This window comes from Fusobacterium perfoetens ATCC 29250, from assembly GCF_000622245.1.
GTDB classification, from domain to species: domain Bacteria; phylum Fusobacteriota; class Fusobacteriia; order Fusobacteriales; family Fusobacteriaceae; genus Fusobacterium_B; species Fusobacterium_B perfoetens.
This window is the reverse complement of sequence record NZ_JHXW01000016.1, coordinates 1-21,492: the sequence shown is the minus strand read 5'-3', so window position 1 is coordinate 21,492 and position 21,492 is coordinate 1. Positions and strand designations below refer to the sequence as shown.

General features: G+C 25.5%; 17 protein-coding genes. 3 read left to right on the top strand and 14 right to left on the bottom strand.

The features are described from left to right. Positions 1 to 11 precede the first annotated feature (11 nt). The gene (locus tag T364_RS0106540; RefSeq protein ID WP_027128867.1) at positions 12 to 1,256 is read right to left on the bottom strand and encodes a TolC family protein; all 1,245 of its coding nucleotides are present in this window, start codon (positions 1,254 to 1,256) and stop codon (positions 12 to 14) included. A gap of 287 nt (positions 1,257 to 1,543) precedes the next feature. Between T364_RS0106540 and T364_RS0106535 the strand changes: the two genes are divergently transcribed. Next, positions 1,544 to 1,786, top strand: coding sequence for a TIGR03905 family TSCPD domain-containing protein (locus T364_RS0106535; protein WP_027128866.1), 243 nt, complete (start codon positions 1,544 to 1,546; stop codon positions 1,784 to 1,786). A gap of 52 nt (positions 1,787 to 1,838) precedes the next feature. Here the strand turns inward: T364_RS0106535 and T364_RS10635 are convergent, their stop codons facing one another. The 5 genes from T364_RS10635 to T364_RS10970 all read right to left on the bottom strand — a co-directional run bounded on the left by T364_RS10635 (position 1,839) and on the right by T364_RS10970 (position 7,946). Continuing rightward, entirely contained in the window at positions 1,839 to 3,080 is a 1,242-nt protein-coding gene (locus T364_RS10635) for a dicarboxylate/amino acid:cation symporter (RefSeq protein WP_035945493.1), read from the bottom strand. Positions 3,081 to 3,293: 213 nt separating this feature from the next. Then, a complete protein-coding gene (locus T364_RS0106525) occupies positions 3,294 to 3,641 on the bottom strand; it encodes a bactofilin family protein (protein WP_027128865.1) in 348 nt (115 codons plus the stop codon). Between the two features lie 16 nt (positions 3,642 to 3,657). After that, entirely contained in the window at positions 3,658 to 5,436 is a 1,779-nt protein-coding gene (locus T364_RS0106520; RefSeq protein ID WP_027128864.1) for a sigma-54 interaction domain-containing protein, read from the bottom strand. A 7-nt stretch (positions 5,437 to 5,443) separates the two neighbouring features. After that, complete coding sequence (gene rpoN / locus T364_RS0106515; protein ID WP_027128863.1) at positions 5,444 to 6,676, bottom strand: RNA polymerase factor sigma-54; 1,233 nt, start codon at positions 6,674 to 6,676, stop codon at positions 5,444 to 5,446. A 19-nt stretch (positions 6,677 to 6,695) separates the two neighbouring features. After that, a complete protein-coding gene (locus T364_RS10970; RefSeq protein WP_027128862.1) occupies positions 6,696 to 7,946 on the bottom strand; it encodes a LysM peptidoglycan-binding domain-containing protein in 1,251 nt (416 codons plus the stop codon). Between the two features lie 113 nt (positions 7,947 to 8,059). Between T364_RS10970 and T364_RS0106505 the strand changes: the two genes are divergently transcribed. Further along, complete coding sequence (locus tag T364_RS0106505) at positions 8,060 to 10,399, top strand: patatin-like phospholipase family protein (RefSeq protein WP_035945491.1); 2,340 nt, start codon at positions 8,060 to 8,062, stop codon at positions 10,397 to 10,399. A 69-nt stretch (positions 10,400 to 10,468) separates the two neighbouring features. Here the strand turns inward: T364_RS0106505 and T364_RS0106500 are convergent, their stop codons facing one another. From T364_RS0106500 to T364_RS0106465, 8 genes are all read right to left on the bottom strand, one after another. Beyond that, a complete protein-coding gene (locus tag T364_RS0106500; protein WP_027128860.1) occupies positions 10,469 to 11,602 on the bottom strand; it encodes an ROK family protein in 1,134 nt (377 codons plus the stop codon). Positions 11,603 to 11,710: 108 nt separating this feature from the next. Further along, a complete protein-coding gene (locus T364_RS0106495; protein ID WP_027128859.1) occupies positions 11,711 to 12,421 on the bottom strand; it encodes a sulfite exporter TauE/SafE family protein in 711 nt (236 codons plus the stop codon). Positions 12,422 to 12,493: 72 nt separating this feature from the next. Next, entirely contained in the window at positions 12,494 to 14,482 is a 1,989-nt protein-coding gene (locus T364_RS0106490) for an alpha-glucosidase (RefSeq protein WP_027128858.1), read from the bottom strand. Between the two features lie 25 nt (positions 14,483 to 14,507). Further along, positions 14,508 to 16,253 (bottom strand): solute:sodium symporter family transporter, encoded by a 1,746-nt coding sequence (locus T364_RS10625; RefSeq protein WP_035945488.1) that lies wholly within the window; start codon positions 16,251 to 16,253, stop codon positions 14,508 to 14,510. Positions 16,254 to 16,287: 34 nt separating this feature from the next. Beyond that, positions 16,288 to 16,956 (bottom strand): DUF4867 family protein, encoded by a 669-nt coding sequence (locus tag T364_RS0106480; RefSeq protein WP_027128857.1) that lies wholly within the window; start codon positions 16,954 to 16,956, stop codon positions 16,288 to 16,290. A 29-nt stretch (positions 16,957 to 16,985) separates the two neighbouring features. Next, complete coding sequence (locus T364_RS0106475; protein WP_027128856.1) at positions 16,986 to 18,326, bottom strand: fucose isomerase; 1,341 nt, start codon at positions 18,324 to 18,326, stop codon at positions 16,986 to 16,988. Positions 18,327 to 18,340: 14 nt separating this feature from the next. Continuing rightward, complete coding sequence (locus T364_RS0106470; RefSeq protein WP_027128855.1) at positions 18,341 to 19,198, bottom strand: NAD(P)-dependent oxidoreductase; 858 nt, start codon at positions 19,196 to 19,198, stop codon at positions 18,341 to 18,343. A 41-nt stretch (positions 19,199 to 19,239) separates the two neighbouring features. Beyond that, positions 19,240 to 19,917 (bottom strand): transaldolase family protein, encoded by a 678-nt coding sequence (locus T364_RS0106465; protein WP_027128854.1) that lies wholly within the window; start codon positions 19,915 to 19,917, stop codon positions 19,240 to 19,242. 1,137 nt (positions 19,918 to 21,054) lie between these two features. Here T364_RS0106465 and T364_RS11375 point away from each other — a divergent pair. Then, positions 21,055 to 21,216 (top strand): transposase, encoded by a 162-nt coding sequence (locus T364_RS11375; protein ID WP_147386032.1) that lies wholly within the window; start codon positions 21,055 to 21,057, stop codon positions 21,214 to 21,216. Positions 21,217 to 21,492 lie beyond the last annotated feature (276 nt).

Sequence of the window (21,492 nt, the reverse complement as noted above, 5' to 3'; positions counted from 1 at the left end):
ATTTTCTCCCTTTATTTTCTCAATACCATATATTTTTCATAAGCTAAAAAATAATTTAATTTTGAATTATAATATTCTACTTTGGTTCTCATCATATCTTCTTCTGCTTTAAGATAATCAATAGTATCAATCAATCTATTTTCATATTTTTCCTTTTCAATATTATAAGTTTCTAAAGATGTTTCAAAAGCCTTTCTATTACTTTCCATTGATTTTTCCAAAGTGAATATATTATTATAAGCATTTATCATATTTTTTCTCAAGTTATCTAGTTCTTCATCTCTAGTTAACTTTAATTTTTCTACATCTAATTTAGAACTTCTATAAATATCTATATCACTTCCAAAATTAAATATATCCCATTCAAAAGAGATTCCAGCTCTCCATTCCCAATCATCTTGATGTCCTGAAAAACTTCCTGAAAATTTATCTTTATTTATATTGTTATATGAATATTCAGCACTTACTTTTGGAAAAAAACTACTTAACTTTTTACTTGTTTCTGATTCTTTTATATCTATATTTTTATTTAAAATCTTAGCTTGAACTCCATTTTTTAAAGTATTTTTTACATCTTCTTCCAATACTATATCTTTCATTTGTATTGTTTTCAAATCTAATTCTTTCACTTGAATTTTCTCTCTTGGGTCTATTCTTAAAAGAGTTTTTAAAGCTAAATTTCCTGTTATTAAATTATTTTTTGCTTCAAGTATTTTTCCTTTTGTTTGATATAATGAACTTTCAAGTTTTAGTACTTCTGTTTTATCTACAAGTCCTAAATTTCTAAATTCTACTTGTCTTTCCAATTCTTTTTCTTTATCCTCATAAGATTTTTCATAGACTAGTAAAATTTCTTTATTATAAAGACATTGTATATAACTTTCTAAAACCTTAATTCTTAAATAATTTTCTTCATTGTATAAATTTATTTTTTCTAATTCTTCATTATGTTTTGCTAATTTTACATCATTATATTTTTCTCCCCCAGAAAAAATAGTTTGTTTAGCTTTTAAAGAATTATTAAATTTTTCATCTTCATATTGATTTTCTATTTTTTCATAGGAACTATTTATCTGAATAGTTGGAAGTAATTCTTTTACTTTAGAATTTTTTTCAAGTTTTTTTTGATTTACAGTTAATTCTTGAATTTGTAAATTTCTGTTATTTTTTTTAGCTATTTCTAAAGCCTCTTCAAAAGAGATTTCTCTTGCAAATGTAAGGTTTATAATTAAAAGAAATAAAAAAATTTTTTTCATTTTTCCTCCATCACTTTTTTATTTTATATTATAAACTATATTATCTATAAAATGTATATTTTTTTATCTTAAAAATAATCTGTGACATGAAAATGACAAAAAAATAAAAAAGAGTGAAAACTCACTCTTTTTTATTTTTGGGGAAATTTATTATTTTTGCATTTTTATTAACTTCACCTTTATGACGAGAACTCTAAAAAAAAAGTTTATTTTTTTATATAAAAATTTTTACTGATTTTTTATGAAAAATATTATATAATATTATAAATTTGTTTAGGAGGCTCACTATGAAAAAATTTATCACTTCTGGAGTATGTGCTAGAGAAATCGCTTTAGAAATTGATGACAATGGAATTATTAAAAATATTGAATTTTTAGGTGGATGTGATGGTAATACTCATGGAATAGAAAATTTAATAATTGGAATGTCAAAAGAAGATGTTATAAAAAAATTAAAAGGAATTACTTGTGGAAAAAAATCTACATCTTGTCCTGACCAACTTGCAAAAATTTTAGAAGAAAATTTTTAATTAAAAAAGGGAGAAATATCTCCCTTTTTTAGTGTAGTTTATATAAAGAGCCTTACTTTATATTTTCTTTTTCTGATTTAGCTATTACTAAAGTACAAACAGCATCTCCTGTTACATTTACTGTTGTCCTAAACATGTCTACAAATCTATCTATTCCCATAACAAGTCCAATTCCTTCTAAAGGAAGTCCTACTTGTACTAAAACCATTCCTAACATTATTACTCCAACTCCAGGAACTCCTGCTGTTCCTATTGAAGCTAAAGTAGCTGTAAGAATTATTGTAATATAATTTCCCATTGTCAAATCTATTCCATAAATTTGAGCTATAAATATTGTAGCCACTCCTTGCATAACAGCTGTTCCATCCATATTTATTGTATTTCCTAAAGGAATTGTAAAAGATGAAATTGCTTTAGAAACACCAAAATTTTCTTGCATAGTTTTTAAAGATGATGGTAAACAAGCACTACTTGAAGCTGTAGAAAAAGCTACCAACATTGTTGGAGCAAAATTCTTAAAGAATTTTATAGGATTATATTTTCCAAATAATACCAATATACTTTGATAAGTTACCAAACAATGAATAAATAATATTACTACTACTCCCATAAAATACTTAAATAATGGAACTAAAGCTATATAACCTAATGTTGTAAAAGTTTTAGCTATTAAACCAAATACTCCTAAAGGAGCAAATAACATAATAATTTCTACTAATTTTAAACTTATATTATTTCCAGCTTCAAAAAGTTTTTTAGCTTCATTTGCTTTTTCTCCTAATAAAGACATTGCTATTCCTAAAATTATAGAGAAAACTATTATTTGTAACATATCTCCTTTAGCTAGTGCTTCTATAGGATTTATAGGTATCATATCTAATAAAATATCTACAAATGGTTTTGTTTTATCTACTGATACTACTGTTGTAGCTATATCACTAATATTTACTCCTTTTCCAGGATTTATTATATTTCCTCCAACTAAGGCTAAAACTACAGCTACAGCTGTTGTTGATAGATAAAAGATTAAAGTTTTTGCTCCAATCCTTCCCAGCTTAGTTACATCTTCTATTCCTGCTGCTCCCATAACTAAAGAACATAAAACTAATGGAACAACTACCATTCTAATGGCTCTTACAAATCCATTACCTAAAAAAGTAAATACAAAATTTAAAAGATATTTTTCTACATAAGGATTATTTTTTAGAGGATGTAATACTAAACCTACTATAACTCCTATTATCAAAGCTATAAAAATTTTTGTGGTTAACGACATTTTTCTTTCTCTCTCCATTTTGCTCCTCCAATCAACTAGTTATTTTATTTTTTTAATGAAAAGAGTATATCAAGAATTAAAAAAAAATCAATATTTTTTTATTTTTTTTAAATATTATTGTATTTTTTTCAATTTTATAATCATAATCAACAATTTTTAAACACAAAATCAATTATATATATTTTATATTATTTTATTATATATAAAATAAATAAAGCACTCGAAAGTGCTTTATTTTTTTAACTTATTAGTTCCTTCAAATATAACTCCCTCTTCTATAGATAATTTAGAGCTAATAATATCTCCATAAATTTTTCCATTTTTTATAAATTCTACATCTGTAGCTTCAGCTTTTCCTCTTAATACTCCAGATATTATTATTCTCTCTGCCTTCAAACTCCCTATAACTTCACCTTTTTCTCCAATAGTTATAAGGGCTGTAGATTTTATACTTCCTTCTACTTTTCCATCTATATAAATATTACAAGATATATCTATATCTCCTTTTATCTTAGTATATTCTGATATCATAGTTATTCCTACTCCAGAATATTCTATAGTTTTTTTTGGTTGAAACATTTTGTTCTCCTTCTACTTATTTATCTATATTAAATTTTTTTAATTTTCTATATAAAGTTGTTAATCCTATATTCATTTTCTCAGAAATCATCTTTTTACTTTCTGTAGAATTTCCATATTTTTTTAGACTTCTTATTATATATTCTTTTTCTAATTTTTCAAATTCTTCAAATAAAATTTCTTCTTCTCTTTCAAAAAATCTTTTTTCTTCCTTTATAATATTTTCTTTAATATCTTTTTTTAAAATATTTTCTGGCAACATATTTTTTACTATTTTTTCATTATTTCCACAAGTATTCATCATCAATTCTATAATATTTTCTAATTCTCTAATATTTCCTGGCCAATCATATTCTAATAATAAGTCTAATACCTCTCTATCCATCTCTTTTATAGTTTTATTAGCTATTAAACTATATTTTTTTATAAGTTCTTCTACTATTGGTTCTATATCTTCTTTTCTTTCTCTTAAAGGATGAGTTTGAATAGGTATTACATTTAATCTATAATACAAATCTTCTCTAAATTTCTTTTCTTTAATTTTTTGTTTTAAATCAGCATTAGTAGCAGCTATTATTTTAATATCTAAATCAATACTTTTATTAGACCCTATTCTTTCTATTTTTTTCTCTTGTAAAACTCTCAATAATTTTGCTTGTAAATATAAAGGCATATCACCTATCTCATCTAAGAAAATTACTCCTGTGTTAGCTAATTCAAACTTTCCCATATGTCCATTATTATTAGCTCCTGTAAAAGCTCCTTTTACATATCCAAAAAGTTCACTTTCTAAAAGTGAATCTGGAATAGCTGAACAATTTATAACAACAAATGGTTTATCTTTTCTATTTCCACAAGAATGTATTGAACGAGCTATTAACTCTTTTCCAGTTCCACTTTCCCCTGTTATCAATACTGTAGAATTTGAATTTGAAATAGCTTGAATATATTCTTTTAAAGATAAAATCGCTTGTGATTTTCCATGAATATCATCTAAAGTTATTCTATTATATTGATTACTTACTTCAACAATATTTTTATTAATTTTTTGTATATCATCAAAAATAAAAGCATCTTCCTTTTTTTTGCTTATTGAATTCAAAGGAAATTTTTTTCCACTTACTGTATATTCTTTCTCATTTATTATTAATTTAAAAATTTCCTCATTCATTATATAATCATTTTGACTAATTATTTTTATTTTTTTTCCAACAGGACTAAAAACTAATTTTAATTTTTTCATTCCTATTTGATTTATGATTAAAATTTCATTATCACTATTAGTAACTATGACACCTTTTGTCATATTATTTAATATTTGATTAAGAGTTTCCTCTTTTTCTTTTTGAAGTAAACTCTCTTTATATTCATTAAACTTCATTCCTATAAATTCAGCTATTTGTTTTGTAAAATTTAAATAAGAATTTACATCAGAAAGTATCTTATTTTTTTGCTCTTCTGTAAAGCAAACTAACCCTAAAACTCCCTCTATTTCTCCATTACAATAAATAGGTGTAGAAATTTCTAAAGTTTCTTTACACCTCTGTTTATCTATACATTCTATACAAAGACAATGTTGTCTTGGATTTTCTATTACATTTGTACTTCCTGTTTCCAAAGTATTTTTATAAACACTACCTAATACTTCTTCCCCATCTTCATCAATATAAAGTCCTGTACTAGAAACTCTTTTCATATTTTTATCTACCACACCTACACCAACATCTATAACTGTAGTAATAACTTCTATATATTTTTTTACATGTTCTTTTATTTCAATAAGAGAGATTTCCATATTCCTCCTAGATATTTTTTAATTTTCTTTTAGATGCTGAGGCTATTCCTAATTCTTCTCTATATTTTGCCACAGTTCTTCTAGCTATTTTTAAATTATGCAAATTTATATAGTCAGCCATATATTGGTCTGTATATGGTTTTTCTCTATCTTCTTCTAAAACTAAATTTTCTATAATTTCACAGATTAACTCTTTCTCATCATTTAATACAAACAAATCTTTTATCCTTAACATCCCTTTATTTGAAGATATATATTTATTTTTTATAGCTCTTGAAATTGTTGATTCATGTATTTCTAATTTTTCTGATACTTCTTTTAAAGTGAAATTCTTTAATTTTCCATTTTCTTGTGAAAAATACTCATATTGTTTTTCTAATATAACCTCTAATATATTTTTTAAAGTTTCATATCTTTTTTCTATAAACTTTATTAAATTATTAGCTGAGGTATAATACGTTTTATCTATATTTTCTCCTTCTTTAATTTTCACTTTTGGAAGATTTCCATATAACATTATAACTTTATACTCTCCATCAACTAATTTTATTTCTGCTTCTGGAGAAATATAATTTATTGATTCTCCCATATAAAAACCACGAGAAGGAATAGGATTTAATTTTCGAATTATTTCAAAATATTTCTTAAGCTGTTCTTGATTAATTTTTAATTTTTCACAAATTTTTTCAATTTTTCTATCTGCTAACTCTCTTAAAAAATATTTTATTAAATTCTCTAAAACTATATCATTTATTTGCTTTTTATGTAATTGAATTATAAGACACTCTTCTAAATTTTGAGCTCCTATTCCTACTGGTTCTAAAGATTTTATTATTTCTATTGCCTTTTCTATCTCTTTTAAAGGAAATTTAGTCAGATCTTTTATTTCTTGCTTTTTTAATAAAAGATAACCTCTTTTATCAAGATTATTTATTATATAAGAACAAAGAAATCTCATATTTTTATTAATTTTCAAATATCCTATTTGCTCTTCTAAATAATCTACTAAACTCTCTTCTTTATGGGCTAAATCTAATGGAGAAAATTCTTCCTCATCATTTGAAAAATTTTTTTTACTAATATTTGTATACTCCACTTCTATGTAGGGATTGATTTCCCTTTCTTTTAAAATATATTTTTCTAAATCATAAGAAGACATCTCCAAAATATTTAGAGAGACTTTCATTTCTTGTGTTAAAATTAATTTTAAATCCTGTTTTAAATTTAACGAAAATTCCATCTCTCCTCCTAATTATTTCTTATTTTAAAGTTTCTATTAATTTCTCTACTTCACTATCTTTTGGAATATCTATTTTTCCAACTTCTAATGCATTATCTGGAATATTTTCCATATCATTCATTTCTACTGCAATAGAATCAAAGTTATCATACATCTCTTTCGCTTTATTTGTTTCTGTTTCAACTTTCTTTTCTACAATATCCACTTTTTTCTCTAGTATTTTATAAGTTTCTCCCACTTTTATGTTATTTCCTTCAATACTAGGATTTAATCTTTTTATTTCATCAACAGTTGTATTGTATTCTCTAGCTAAAGAATATAAAGTATTTCCTGGTTGTACTTTATAATATATATCTTCACCTTTTATAACTTCTTCTTTTATTGTACTTTCTTTTACAATCTTTTTCTCATTTTCAGGAATATAAATATCATTTAATTTTATTTTTTCATGATTTATTCTATCTAATGATTTTTTACCAGTTTTTAAAGCTATCTTTGTTATTCCTATACTTCCAAAAGAATTTTCCTCTTTAATTATATAAGTGTTATTCATTTTTTGATTCATACTTTTTCCTTGTCCACTTACTATCATTAAATCTATATCAGAGATATTCTTAGCTAATTCTGCTGCATTCCATTCTGTATTTTCTCCAAAAGAAGAAAGAGCAATTATAAAATCTATATTATTTTCTTTTATTAATCTAACTAAATTAGGAATAACTAATATAGGTTCTTGAATTATTAATTCTCCTTTTGTCTTCTTATCCATTTCATTATATAGTTCTGGAGAAACTATCCCTATAATAGCAAATCTTTTATCTCCCATTCTTCCTAATAAATATGGTTTTACAAAATCTCTTCCATCTCTATATTTAACATTTGAAGCTACTATTTTAAAATTAGAAATCTTTTCTAATTCTTTTATTCTCTCTGCTCCATAATAAAAATCCCCTTTTCCTAAAGTAGTAACTTTTAATCCTACTCCATTTAATACTTTTGAAATTCCTGCTCCTTTAGTACTTTCTGAAAATTTACTTCCTGAAAAATTTCCTCCAGCATCTAAATATAAAACTTTTTCTTTTCCAAACTCTCTTTCTTTATCTTTTATTATTGTTGCTAATCTAGGATAACCTATTCCCTCTTGAATTTTTCCATTTATATTATTTGTACTAACTATTGCTAAATTATAAATTATAGGAGAGTCCTCTTTCTCTTCTATTGCTGTACACCCTACTAATAAAATCATTAATAAATAAATTATTTTTTTCAAAATAACTCCCTCCTTTTGTTTGTTTACTAACATTATTATACTATAATTTATACTTTTTTTCATATTTTTTTTATTATTGTGATATAATAATAAAAAATATTTATGGAGGGGTTATGAAAAAATTTTTACTTATTTTTCTTTTTATAATTTTATCTATTTTTTCCTTTTCTCAAGAAGAAAAATATTATGGAAAAATAAATACTAAAAAAGATAAAATAAATTCTATTGATAATCATATAGAAATGTTAGAAGATTATATCAAGGAATTAGAAGATTTAAAAACTTATGTAAATAAAAATAAGTTTGATATAAATAAAAAAAATGGTTCTCCAAAAATTGCTTTGGTTTTAAGTGGTGGTGGAGCTAAAGGAGCTGGGCATGTTGGAGTTTTAAAAGTTTTAGAAAAATATAATGTTCCTATTGATATGATAATAGGAACTAGTGCAGGAAGTATTGTAGGAGCCATGTATTCTATAGGTTATTCTCCAAAAGAAATAGAAGATTTTTTACTTACTCAAGAATTTGAAAAATTATTTTCAAACTCTCCTGACCGTTCTTTAAAAAATATTACTCAAAAAATTAATGAAATTAAAGGAACTCTTAGTGTTTCTATTGATAATAATAATGACATTCATTTCCCATTAGGGGTAATAAATGGAGAACATATTTATCTTAACTTTAAAAAAACTTTTGAAAGAGTTGAAAAAATAAATAATTTTGATGAATTTCCAATAAAATTTAGAGCTGTTTCTACAGATATTAATACTGGAAAAGCTATAGCCTTAAAAGAAGGAGATTTAGCAAAAGCTGTCCTTATGAGTATGGCTATTCCATCTATTATCACTCCTATAAAACATCAAGATAGTTTCTTTGTTGATGGTGGAGTGGCCAATAATTTCCCAGTTGTAGAAGCTATGAAAGCTGGAGCTGATATTATAATAGCTGTAGATATAACTGCTGACCCTAAAAATATAACAACTAGTTCCAATGTAGTAGAAGTTATTGATAAAATTTCTGGATACAATAGCATGAAAAGTACAAAAATCCAAAAAAATTATGCTGATATTTTAATAGTTCCTAATGTAAAAAAATTTGGAACTCTTGATTTCGAAAATATTGCGCCTATCATTAAAGAAGGAGAAATAGCTGCTGAACATTTTTCCTCAAATTTAAAAAAGCTTTCTAATAAAGAAAAATTTCTAGCCATAAAAGAAAAATCTAGTGCTTTAAAAAATTTCAATAGTCCTATTAATTCTATAAATTTAATTGGAAACTCTACTTTTACCTATAAAAAAGCTATAGATTTAAAACCACAAACTGATAACTATACAATAGATGATTTAAATACTTGGACCAATAAAATCTATGCTCTTTCATATGTTGATAGGATTTTTTATAAAGTACAAAATGATAATATTACTTTTTCTTTAGAAGAAAGTCCTTTATTTAAGATTTATGGAAATTTCCTTTATGTTTCTAATGATTATGGTATGGCCTTAAACTTAAATACAGATTTACCATATAGCAATAGTTTTGGTAACAACTATTATATAAAAAGTGAAATATCTTCTTTTCCTAAATTAAGTATAGGAAATAAAAATACTTTTGAAATTTTTGATATTGATTTTTCAAGAAATTATAGTTTATCTTATCAATATTCTCCTGTTTTTCTTTATGGTTGGAATTCTGGAAAACTTATTTCTAAGTACACTACAAAATCTTTAGGTTTTCAATATGATATTTCTTCTTCTATTTTTAATAATCTTCTTTTTGGTATATCAAGTGGTTGGAAATATTCTAAAAACTATTTTACATCTGGTCTTCCTTATGATTTAGAAGATAAAGATATTGAAAATTATATTTGGGGTAGTTCTTATATTATTTATGATAATTTAGATTCTATTTCATTCCCTACTAAAGGAAGTTTTTCTTATTTAGCAGGATTTGTTAATAGAGGAATTTCTAATTCTGGTTTTGATTTTCATGGATATAAATTTAATGTATTTAAAACTTTCCCTATTAATAAAAAACTTTCTTTTGGTGCTTTCGCTTCTGGAGGACAATTATTTAATGATGATTTTAATTATAGATATGAAGGTTTATTTAAAATAGGTGGTACAAAAAAATTTAGTTTAAATTATAAAGAATTTGATTTTTATGGTATTCCTTACTATGGATTAGTTACAGATAAACTTATATCTGGAGGTATTTCATTACAATATAATGTAGGCCCTAATGTTTATATTATAGGTAGATATAACACTATTACTTTTAATTCAGATTCAAATAATTTCTTCTATCAAAAAGATAGTGAATTTGCTAGTAATTTTTATAATGGTTATGGTATTGGATTAGGATGGGATACTCTATTAGGACCTCTTGAATTTTCATTAACAAATGATTCTATTAATAATGGAATTCTTTTCAATATTTATTTTGGTTATACATTTTAATAATTTTTATATTTTGATAAAAAATAAAGAGATAGGGTATTACTAAATTTTAATAATACCCTATCTCTTTTAATAATTATTAAAAAAATCTTCTAATATTAATATTGCTCCTGCTATTTTTCTTTTATATGAATAATCTTTCATACAACTTATATTTTCTATTTTTATATTACTTGGTTTATTTTTTAATTTATTTTTAAAAGCTTTAAAAAATCTTTCTTCTGAAAAAAATCTTCCACTTAAAATTAATTCATCTACAGGAACTATCCAACTTGCTAAAATAATATAATCTGATAAAATATCTAAAACATTATCTATTATTTCCATTCCAGATTTCTTAGATACTCTATTTACAAAATCAAAATCTGTTTCCTCTTCATTTTTTATATATCCTAAATCAATAAACCTTTTAACCACATATTCAAAATGAACCTCGGATTCAACACAACCACATTTTTTACAAATAGTACAATAATTATTACTATTTTTTTTAAATAATGGAGCATGTCCAAATTCTATTGGCTTATTTTCTGTTCCTTGTAAAATCTTTCCATTTATTACAACAGAAGTTCCTACTCCTGGTCCATATTTTAAGACCCAAAAATTTCTATGATTTTCTTTAAAATACATTTCACTTAAAACAAGACCTTTCATATTATTTTCTAAAAGACATTTTATTCCCAATCTTCTTTCTACTATTTCTAAAATATTAGGAATTGGACTACTTATTGCAATTTTATTTTCTATTTCTCCTTGAACTAAAATTCCCATTCCTAAAATTTTTTCTTTTATTTCTTTTATTTCATTTTCAATAAAATCTAAGATTAGATTAAATTCTTCAATATCAAAACTTTTTTCTCTAGACCATTCTTTTTCAAAAATAATATTTGCTTTTAAATCTGTTATTATAAAAATAATTTTTCTTTTTTGTATTTCAAGCCCTAAACAAAATCTTGATTTTTCATTTATATCTATTAGAATTTTTTTTCTTCCAACTTTATTTTCAGTTACTTCCCCTAATTCTATTAATAACCCTTCTTTTATTAAATCACTAGTTAAAATTGTTAAAGTAGCTGTTGTCAATTTTAAATCTTCTGCTATTTTTTTTCTAGAACTTGCTCCATATGTATTTAAATATGATAAAACTGCTCCTATATTTGAAGACCTCACAGTCTCCATATTTAATCCTATTCCTTTGCCCATTCTTTCACCCTATTTCTAATTTTATATCTTCTAAATTGAATAAGTATTCTTCACAAGTATTCTTTTTATTAAGTATATAATATTTTTCTAAATTTCTCAATATAAAAATCAGAATAATAAAGTAATTCCAGAAATTATCAATAATATGTAAGTTATTAATAAAAATAATTCTTGACTCATTTTTTTATGTAAAATATTTCCTATTATTACTCCTACTATTACAGGAGGAATTCCCCACATTAATTTAGTTATTGTTTCTGGAGTAAATAATCCTTCTACATAGTGACTATATCCTAAATAACTATTTAATACAAGCCATACACAAGAAACTGTTGCTCTAAATTCTGTTTTTTCTCTAAATTTTTTAGCTGCATATATTATTAATAAAGGTCCACCTGAAACAAACATTCCATGCATAATTCCTGCAATAAATACAATCATTACTAAAATAAATTCTGGTAAATCTTTTTCTTTTTTTACTAAAAGTCCTTTTAGAGCTATTCCTATTATAAATATCGCATATATTTTTAAAAGCATTGGTACTGGTATAATAGAATATATATAATTTCCTAATATAAGTCCAAAAAACATTATTATCATAACTTTAAAAAATTCTTTCATATTTAAACTTTTATATGAAATAATTACTATCCAAACAGCTACTAATAGTCCTAAAATATTTAATGTTGGTTTTGCTACATCTATTCCTTGTAATAATATACTAGGAGGCATTGCTAATACTGTCCCTGCAAATCCTGTAATTCCTTGGACTATATTAGTCAAAAATAACACTAATAAAAATAATCCATCCTTTAACATTTTTCCTCCTTATAATTAAAGAAAGATACTTGAATAATCAAGCATCTCTCTTTAGTTAAATATTTAGATTTTTTAGATTGATTTTAATCCTTCAAATAATGCTTTATACTCAGAATCTTTTCTATAAAATACAGCTGGATATCCAATCGGTACCTCTATTTGATGATGTCCACCTCTGTACTCTTTTCCTGTCCATACATGTACCCATGTATCTTCTGGTAAATAAACATCTTTTATTTCTTCTCCTTTATTATAAACAGGAGCCACTAATAAATCTTTTCCATATAAATATTGATATCTAATATCATATGCTTCTTTATCATTTTCATAATGCATAAATATAGGTCTTTGTACTGGTATTCCTTTTTCAGAAGCTTCAGCTACAAGAGCTTTTGTATAAGGTACTATATGTTTATATATTTTTGTCATTCTAGCAAGGTGTTTTAATGTTTCCATATCTGTATCAAATTGATGATTATCAGCAGGTCTATTTCCTTCATGAGTTCTCATAAATGGAGTAAATGCCCCCATTTCAGCCCATCTCATAAATAACTCTTTACTTCTTTTTAATCCATGAAGAGTTGTATAACCTCCAATATCACTATGAGTAAGAGCATTTCCTGTCATTCCAACTGATAAAGCTCCTACGACAACTGAAGCTAATCCATCTTCTATACACCAATCGACACATTGGTCTCCTGCCCACATTAAAGTACAATATTTTTGGTTTCCAGTATATCCAGCTCTCATGAAGTAAACTATTTTTTCTAAATTTCCAGTTTCTTTTACTGCTTCATAATTTACTTTAGCCCATAAAGCTGGCCAAGCATTATGCATTAATTCTCCATTTCCATTTTTTAAAACAGCATCACTTGGTAAATATTCTCCAAAATCAGCCATCCATCCATCTAAACCGAACTCAATAAGTTCTTTTTTCATTTTTTCTTTATACCATTCAAAAGCTTCTGGATTTGTTAAATCAACTATACCACAATCAAATTCCCCAAAATCTACTTTATAATCATTTCCATTTTGGTCTTTTGCTAGGTATCCTTTAGCTTCAGCTTCTTTATAATAAGTATCATTTTCTATAAAAAATGGGTTAGCATATCCTAAAAATCTAATTCCTCTTTCTTTTAACTCCCATATTTTTTTATCTAATCCAGGATAAGTTTCTGGTGACCATTTCCAGTCCCACCAAAGTCTTTTTCCAAAAGAAGTTATATTTATACCTTCCCAGTCTTGACACCAAAGTCCAGCTACTTCTACTCCAGCTTTAATAGCATTTTCCATTTTTTCTATTACTAAATCTGTTCCACCTTGAATTCCAAGTAATACTCCATTATATACCCATTCAGGTAACTTAGGTTGTCTTCCAAAGTATCCAGTTAATTTTTCTATGATTTCTAAATAAGATTCGCCCGTTTCAATCATAATAAATTCTGGTTTATGCCATACTTGTAATTCATGGAATTTTTCATTTCTAAAATCAAAGTCAGCATATGCTGTTGTTTCCATATGTAAATAATATTTTTTTGTAGATACAAATGTAGGTTGAGGATAATATGTTGTATAATAATCTCCACCAGCTCTATCTTTTACATCAGCTTGCCATGTTGTATAAGTTTTTTTGTTTCTTCCTACCCCTGGTTCAGAAGTCCATAGAGGGAAATTTTTTCCTCTTAAGTTAAAGTATGTCATTTGTTCTCCACAACCATATACTTTTTCTTCTTTATCAGCACAAATTCTAAACCAATATCTATTTAATTCATCAGATGCTTCTAAGAAATTAATATATGTTCTTCCTTCTTTTTCTTCAAAAGAAACATTTAAAAATTCTTCTCCTCTGAAAAATTTAACTTTATTTTCTTCTAAAATTTCAAACTCTGTTAATGCTACTCTTTCTATTACATAATCTTTTATGTCATAGTTTCCTCTATACATATCAAAAGTAGCTTCACCTTTTCCTACAAAGATAAAAGGATTTTTTGTTGAGTGAGATATTATTTTTCTTCCATTAACTAATAATTCTAAATTTTTCCCATCTACTCTTAATTCCATTTTTCCTCCTAGTTTTTCTAGTTCTTTACTTTTTTTCCTCACTAAAATCTTCTATTTCAGCTAGGAAACGAGAATGTTTAATTTTCATGTCCATAACTTTGTAGAAAATTCCCATACCTACTACTAATGCTAACATAGCTAATTTAAAGTTAGGTCCTACTAAATTTTCTCCTTTTATAGATGACACAACTCCTATTGGTGATAAGAAGATATAAATAAATACTAATAATCCCATTAATAAAGTTGATACAAGAGGTAGTTTTGCCCAAGGTTTCATATCAACAAATGGCTTAGTTCTTGGTTCCTCATAATCTTTTTCAATTGGTTTTATCGCAGATATAATATGCATTAAAATTACTTCCACTACAAATAATAATCCCATTACATGGACATAATTTAATTTTACTTTTAAAATAAATATTAATATTGTATAAGCTATTAAATGGAATATTACAACTGTCTTAGCTGCTAAAGCTGTAACTTTTTTAGAGAATAATCCTACTAAAACTATTGCTATTGTTGGTATATTAAAGAAACCTGTGAATCTTCTCATTACTTCAAATAATCCACCTTTTGCATACATTGTGAATGGAGCTACACTCATACTAAATATAGCTAAGAAAGTTCCAACTTGTTTTGCTACTTTTATTAATTTTTCATCTGATGCATTTGGATTAATTACTGGTTTATAAACATCAAAACAGAATAATGTAGCAGCACTATTCAATAAAGAGTTATATGTACTTAATACAGCTCCAAATATTACTGCACTATAAAATCCTACTAAAGATTTAGGTAATACTGTTGCAACTAATTTTGGATATGCAGCATCTCCTAAATTTGCACTTTCTCCAAATATATGGAAAGCTATAACTCCAGGGAAAGAAACTATTATAGGAATTAATATTTTCATAAATCCAGAAAGTAAAACCCCTTTTTGTCCTTCTTTTAAATTAGCTGCTCCTAAAGTTCTTTGAATTAATACTTGGTTAGTACACCAATAGAACATATTAGCAAAAACCATACCTGTAAAGATTGTTCCAAATGGTATTGGGTCTGTTGGACCTCCTATTGCATTTATCTTATCTAAATGAGTTGTTGTAATTTGATTTAAAGCATTTCCTATATTTCCCTTTCCTAAATATAATAATCCAAAGAAAGGAACTGCTAATCCTCCAACTACTAATCCTATCCCATTAATAGTATCTGATACTGCAACAGCTTTAAGTCCTCCAAATACAGCATAAATACTTCCTATTATTCCTATTGTCCATACTAAAATCCAAATAGATTGAACATATGTTACTCCCAAAATAGCTTCTAAGTCAAAAACTTGGTTAAAAGCAACAGCTCCAGCATATAAAGCAGCTGGTGTAGAAATTAATACATATCCTGCTAATAAAAGCATTGATATTAACTTTCTTGTTGTAGAATCATATCTTTCTTCCAAAAATTGAGGCATTGTTGTAAAACCTCTTTTTAAATAATAAGGTAAGAAAAATACTGCCAACATTATTGTTGCTACTGCAGCAGTTGATTCCCATGCCATTCCTGTTATATTTTTCATATAAGCTTGACCACTAAGACCAACTATTTGTTCTGCAGATATATTTGTTAAAAGCATTGACCCTGCAATAACTATTCCAGATAATCCTCTTCCAGCTAAAAAGTACCCATCAGCTGTATCCAATTTTTCTTCTTTTGTTTTCCACCACGAAATTACAGCAACTAAAGCTGTAAAAAATATAAATGAAACAACCGTCAATAACATTTTTACCCCCTATATATGTAATCTTTAAAATTTTTTAGTACTTAACTTTTAAATTCGCCCCTACAATACCTTCATAAGCCCCTCTACTTATAAAATCTTGTTTATCGTTATGTACTAATAGCCATTTATTTCTCTTAAATAAATATTTATCCTCTTCAAATATAATTATTTTCTTACTTAAATCTATATCTGTGTTTGTATCTCTAGGTAATATAACAATACATTTAAATCCATCATCACTTACTTTACACGGAGAAAAATGCATTGTTGTTTGATATACTTCTATAACTGTTCCTTTTGGTATAAAGAACCCTTTTACTTTTGAGCTTTCTATTTTTCCGTTTTCTATGTCTTTTACATGAGCTAATAATAATACTAAATCTGTTATAGCAATATTAACTTCGCTTCCTTTATGATATTCTAAACCATTTAATAAAGAATTATTTCCATTACAATATCCAAATTGTATGTCCATATCTCCATATAAATTAGTTTTAACTTCTTCAAAAACTGATAATTTTTCCATTTCAGAATCTGAAGCTATATATATATTTCCTACTTCAGGAATAGGAGTATGCTTTTCAGCATACTCTACTAATTCCTCAAAGTTATATCCTGTAATAACTTGTCCAAATTCTTTAAATTCTTTATCATTACAAGAGTAGATAGGAAATTCATTTAATTCTTTTAATTTATTTAACATAATGATATCTCCTTCTATTTTTTTCTTTTTTAGTATTTACAAACTTCCATATTTAATAAGTTTGCTAATATTTCTAATTCTTTAGCTATATCTCCATAAACAACTGCGAAATGAGGTTCCCAACCATCTTTTACACTATTTTCTATTACTTCTAAAGAATTATTTTCTGTTTTTACAACTACTGATGTTCCTAAGAATTGTTTAGGTTCATCTAAAGCTTCTCCTTTAGCTATAAAGAATCTGTATTCTCCATTAGGTTTTCTTCCTATTCTGAATACTGTTACATGTTCAGCTGCTTTACATCCAAATTCCATTGTTGGACCGATTTTTCTATTAGGATGTACACCTACTTCAGCTCCTTTATCTTCTCTTGCTAAAGAACATGCTGCTGTTCCGCAATGCCAATAAGTAACTGTATTTTTATTTTCATCTAATGATACTGGGTCTCCAAAGAAAGCATGACTTCCTGTAAGCTTCATTCCTATATACATTGATAAAGCTCCCATTAAATCTGCTTCACATGAAGCTGCTACTAGATTTTCATTAAGCATTGCTAAAGCTCCACAAACAGGTGTTCCATACTCTACAAAGTAATCTGGCCAACATCTTGAAGCGATAGCTTTAATATTATTTTGTTCAACAAAATCTTTATAAGCTTTATAAACTCTTACAAATTTATCTACATTTTCACTTGGAGTATTACATAATCCAACCATTTTTTTGTTAGCTTCTTCTAATAAATCTGTATATTCTTCTTCTTTATAAGCTTTTGCTTTATTTATTAATTCTCTAGCTTCTATAGAAATTAAATTTATTCCAAAATTCTTTAATAATTCTGCATCTAATCCTCTACCAAAACCAAATCCTTGAGGAGTATGCCCTATACTTGCCATATTTAAGCTTCTTAAATCTTTCTTTATTTCAGCAGCTTTTATACATGCTGTCATTTTTATTTTTGTTGACTCTTCAGTTGGAGCACCAAAAATATATTCAAATTTTTCTCTTCCAGTATGATGGAATAGATTTCCAGCAGAATATGCTCCTGTTAATGAATTTAATCTTAATCTTCCACCATCAATTACTGGTTCTCTTAATGTCCATAAAACTATTGGGCAATCATATTCTCTTACTACTTCACTTGCATAAGCAGAGTTAGCAAAAGTTGTATTTTGTAAAATAACTAAATCTGGATTTTCTCCTTTTATAAAAGCTTTTAAATCATCTATTGATAATAAAGGAGCTTCTGGATATATTCCACAATCTGTTATTGATTTTATCATTTCTACTGATTTATTAAATTGATCATTTGCACTTTCTAAATGAAATGTTGGAACTCCAATAGGTACAAATATTACTTTAAAATTTTTCATTCTTACACCTCAATTTATTTTTTGCTTACAACTTTATAAGTTGCTGAGAAATCTTCTTTTCCATATCCTAATTCCATAGCTTGTGCATATACATTTTTAGCTACTTCTACACCAGGTAATGTTAATCCTAACTTTTTAACTAAAGTTGATGTTAAATTAACATCTTTATTCATATTTTCTACAGAAAAAGCTGTTTTAAAGTTTCCTTCAGCTATTACTTTTCCTTTTGTATCTAAATAAAAGTTTTGAGCTCCTCCATAAGATACTGCTGTCATAAATTCTTCTACAGATATTCCTGATTTTTGAGCTAATGTTATCATTTCGTTAACACCATTTTGAATTTGAGAAACTAACGTATTATGACATAGTTTCATTACTAATCCTGCTCCATTTTCTCCTAAATAAATAATGTTATTTCCCATGCAAGCTAATATATTTTTTACTTTCTCATATGTTTCTTTACATCCACCAACATAAATTCCTAATGTTCCAGTTTCAGCAGCAGGAACTGATTTAACTACTGGTGCATCTATCATTGAAGCTTTCTTTTCTGCTATTTTTTTAGATAATTCTCTTGAAACCTCAGGATCAATAGTACTCATATCTATAAAAATTTGTCCTTCTTTTGCTACTGGAAGTAATTCTTCATATACTGATATTACATGTTCACTTTTTGGAACCATTGAAACTACAACATCACATTTTTCTCCTACTTCTTTTATTGAAGAAGCTTCTTCAGCACCTAAACTAACCATTTCAGCTACTTTTTCTTTATTTAAATCAAATACCATTAAAGGTCTTCCTGATTTTTTTAATATATTAGTACTCATTGGTTTTCCCATAAGTCCTATTCCTATAAAACCTATTTTCATTTTTTATCTCCTTTTAAATACTATAATAACTTTAATGCTTCTTATTTAGTTGTATCGTCCCAAGCTTTTGTAAATACTCCTAGTCCATATGTTGTAAATGGATGTTCAAAACTTGCTTTGTATACATCTAATCCACATGTTACTATGTGTGCTCCCATTTTAGCTGCTTCTGCTATTTGTTTTCCATTTCTTACTGCTGCTACAATTATTTCAGTATTGAAATTGTGTTTTCTATAAATTTCACAAATATCAGAAATATAATTTAGAGCATCATCTCCTGAATTTTCTTTCCATCCTACAAATGGAGAAACAAATTTAGCATCTAATTTTCCTACTGGTATTGCTTGAGAAGGTGAGAATACTAATGTAACATTAGTTCTTACTCCTTCTTTTTCTAATTTTCTTGCAGCTATTAACCCATTTTCTGTACAAGGAATTTTTATAACAAAGTTAGAAGAATATGCAGCTATTTTCTTTCCTTCTTCTACCATTTCTTCCCATTTAGTTAAGTGTGGATTTATTTCAACAGATATAGGGAATTTTTCATAACCTTCTATTCCTTTTTCTTTTACCCAAGCTGCTAAATCAGCTATTACTGTTAAAAATGGTTTTCCACTTAACATAATATGTCTTGGATTTGTTGTGACTCCATCAATTCCATAGTTCTCATAAGCATACTCGATTTCATTTAATTTTGCACTGTCTAAAAAATATTTCATATTAAAACCTCCAAAAATTTATTTAGTTAATCTAATTAATCAATTATTTCTTTAGTAGAATTATACTTCTATTTTTTTAATTTGTCAATATTTTTTTGATTTTTTTTTATTTTTATTTTCCATTTTAAGAACACGAAAGTTATAAATTATACTTTATATCAATTTATAACCATCTAATAAAAACTCTAATAATTTATTTATTAGGTTTTATTCCTACAATTATAATTCAAATTGTAAAATATATTAAATATGGTTTAAGTAAATAACTCTAAATATATAAAAAAGCACGATTTTTATCGTGCTTTTTTAGTATATAATAATTCATGAATAATAATCTTGCTTTCTATAAACATAAACTTAAATATATTTTTTCTATTTCTTTGAATACTGAGATGATATTTATTCTTTCTTTTATGAAAAAAATATTTTTAACAATATCAATTTTTTTTACATTGCGCTATTTCTAAGTTCAGTTTCTCTTAATTCCTTTGTACTTCTTATCTTCATAAATTTATTCAACCTTTTTCTTATAAATCTAAATTTTGTTCTTCTTATAAGTAAAGTTTCTACTGAAAATTGTGCTTCTTCCCTTAATTCTCAACTTCTCAATGTTTCACAGATTCGTATGATTTTTCCTTTATCTACTGGTTTCATTAGAAATTTTTTCTTTAATAATCTAAAATTATTTTAAAATCTTTCTGATACTACTTACTTATTCTATTAAATATTCTTTAAAAAAAAACTGATATATAATTTTAGAGTTATCACTAATATTCATATTTTTTCTAGAGATATATTTTGTAATCCTCATATTTATACTACTATTCTCTTGAAAGGTTCAATATTAAAGGTAATTGGAAATTTCTTAATTTTTATCTTTGGAGACCTCTTAGAAAATCTTGGCAAAAATGTTCTCTTGATATTATTTTTTCTTTCGTTAAATCTAATAATTTTATTACTCTTAAAAATAAAATTTCTATCACTTACAGAAAATATCTTAATAGATTTTATGTTAATTCTAATAATATTTAAAATATCTTAGTCTATATCTTGCAAAAACAATTATCGCTAAATATAGAATTACTTTTTTGATTCTAAAAACATTACATTTTGGTATCAAAAACCAGATAATATTTTATTACTCTTCCTTTAAAAGATTTCTTTGGACGTTTAATTTCTCATATTACTCCTAAACACTTTAAAATGATTAGAAAATATGATATTTATTCTAAAAATAATAAAACCAAAAAAATTAAAATTCTTAGATTTAATTTCTTTAGAAAAAACTTTTTTAAGTAGAAAGGATATATAAAAATTTCAAACAGAATCTACTCTCTTATTATAAGTATTGAACTTCTATGATTTTAATAGGATTTTATACTCCTAAATATGGTTTTCACTATGTTTTTCCTTTATCATTTAGTGCTTAATAACTTTCATAAATATAACCCTAACTTATGTTTTTTATAATTTAAAAATCTCTATATTTTATGTTATACTACATTTTTTTTTATAAATTTTATCTTTCTTTTTATGCTCTTTTTAATAAATTTTTTGATTAAAAAATATAATTTC

What these genes read in the sequence shown, in the direction of transcription:
- T364_RS10635 (WP_035945493.1), bottom strand. Translation starts at nt 3,080, where the DNA reads ATGGAGAGAGAAAGAAAAATGTCGTTAACCACAAAAATTTTTATAGCT.
- T364_RS0106525 (WP_027128865.1), bottom strand. Translation starts at nt 3,641, where the DNA reads ATGTTTCAACCAAAAAAAACTATAGAATATTCTGGAGTAGGAATAACT.
- T364_RS0106470 (WP_027128855.1), bottom strand. Translation starts at nt 19,198, where the DNA reads ATGAAAATAGGTTTTATAGGAATAGGACTTATGGGAAAACCAATGAGT.
- T364_RS0106495 (WP_027128859.1), bottom strand. Translation starts at nt 12,421, where the DNA reads ATGTTAAAGGATGGATTATTTTTATTAGTGTTATTTTTGACTAATATA.
- T364_RS0106540 (WP_027128867.1), bottom strand. Translation starts at nt 1,256, where the DNA reads ATGAAAAAAATTTTTTTATTTCTTTTAATTATAAACCTTACATTTGCA.
- T364_RS10625 (WP_035945488.1), bottom strand. Translation starts at nt 16,253, where the DNA reads ATGTTATTGACGGTTGTTTCATTTATATTTTTTACAGCTTTAGTTGCT.
- T364_RS0106500 (WP_027128860.1), bottom strand. Translation starts at nt 11,602, where the DNA reads ATGGGCAAAGGAATAGGATTAAATATGGAGACTGTGAGGTCTTCAAAT.
- T364_RS0106465 (WP_027128854.1), bottom strand. Translation starts at nt 19,917, where the DNA reads ATGAAATATTTTTTAGACAGTGCAAAATTAAATGAAATCGAGTATGCT.
- T364_RS0106480 (WP_027128857.1), bottom strand. Translation starts at nt 16,956, where the DNA reads ATGTTAAATAAATTAAAAGAATTAAATGAATTTCCTATCTACTCTTGT.
- rpoN (WP_027128863.1), bottom strand. Translation starts at nt 6,676, where the DNA reads ATGGAATTTTCGTTAAATTTAAAACAGGATTTAAAATTAATTTTAACA.
- T364_RS0106535 (WP_027128866.1), top strand. Translation starts at nt 1,544, where the DNA reads ATGAAAAAATTTATCACTTCTGGAGTATGTGCTAGAGAAATCGCTTTA.
- T364_RS0106475 (WP_027128856.1), bottom strand. Translation starts at nt 18,326, where the DNA reads ATGAAAAATTTTAAAGTAATATTTGTACCTATTGGAGTTCCAACATTT.
- T364_RS0106490 (WP_027128858.1), bottom strand. Translation starts at nt 14,482, where the DNA reads ATGGAATTAAGAGTAGATGGGAAAAATTTAGAATTATTAGTTAATGGA.
- T364_RS0106520 (WP_027128864.1), bottom strand. Translation starts at nt 5,436, where the DNA reads ATGGAAATCTCTCTTATTGAAATAAAAGAACATGTAAAAAAATATATA.
- T364_RS0106505 (WP_035945491.1), top strand. Translation starts at nt 8,060, where the DNA reads ATGAAAAAATTTTTACTTATTTTTCTTTTTATAATTTTATCTATTTTT.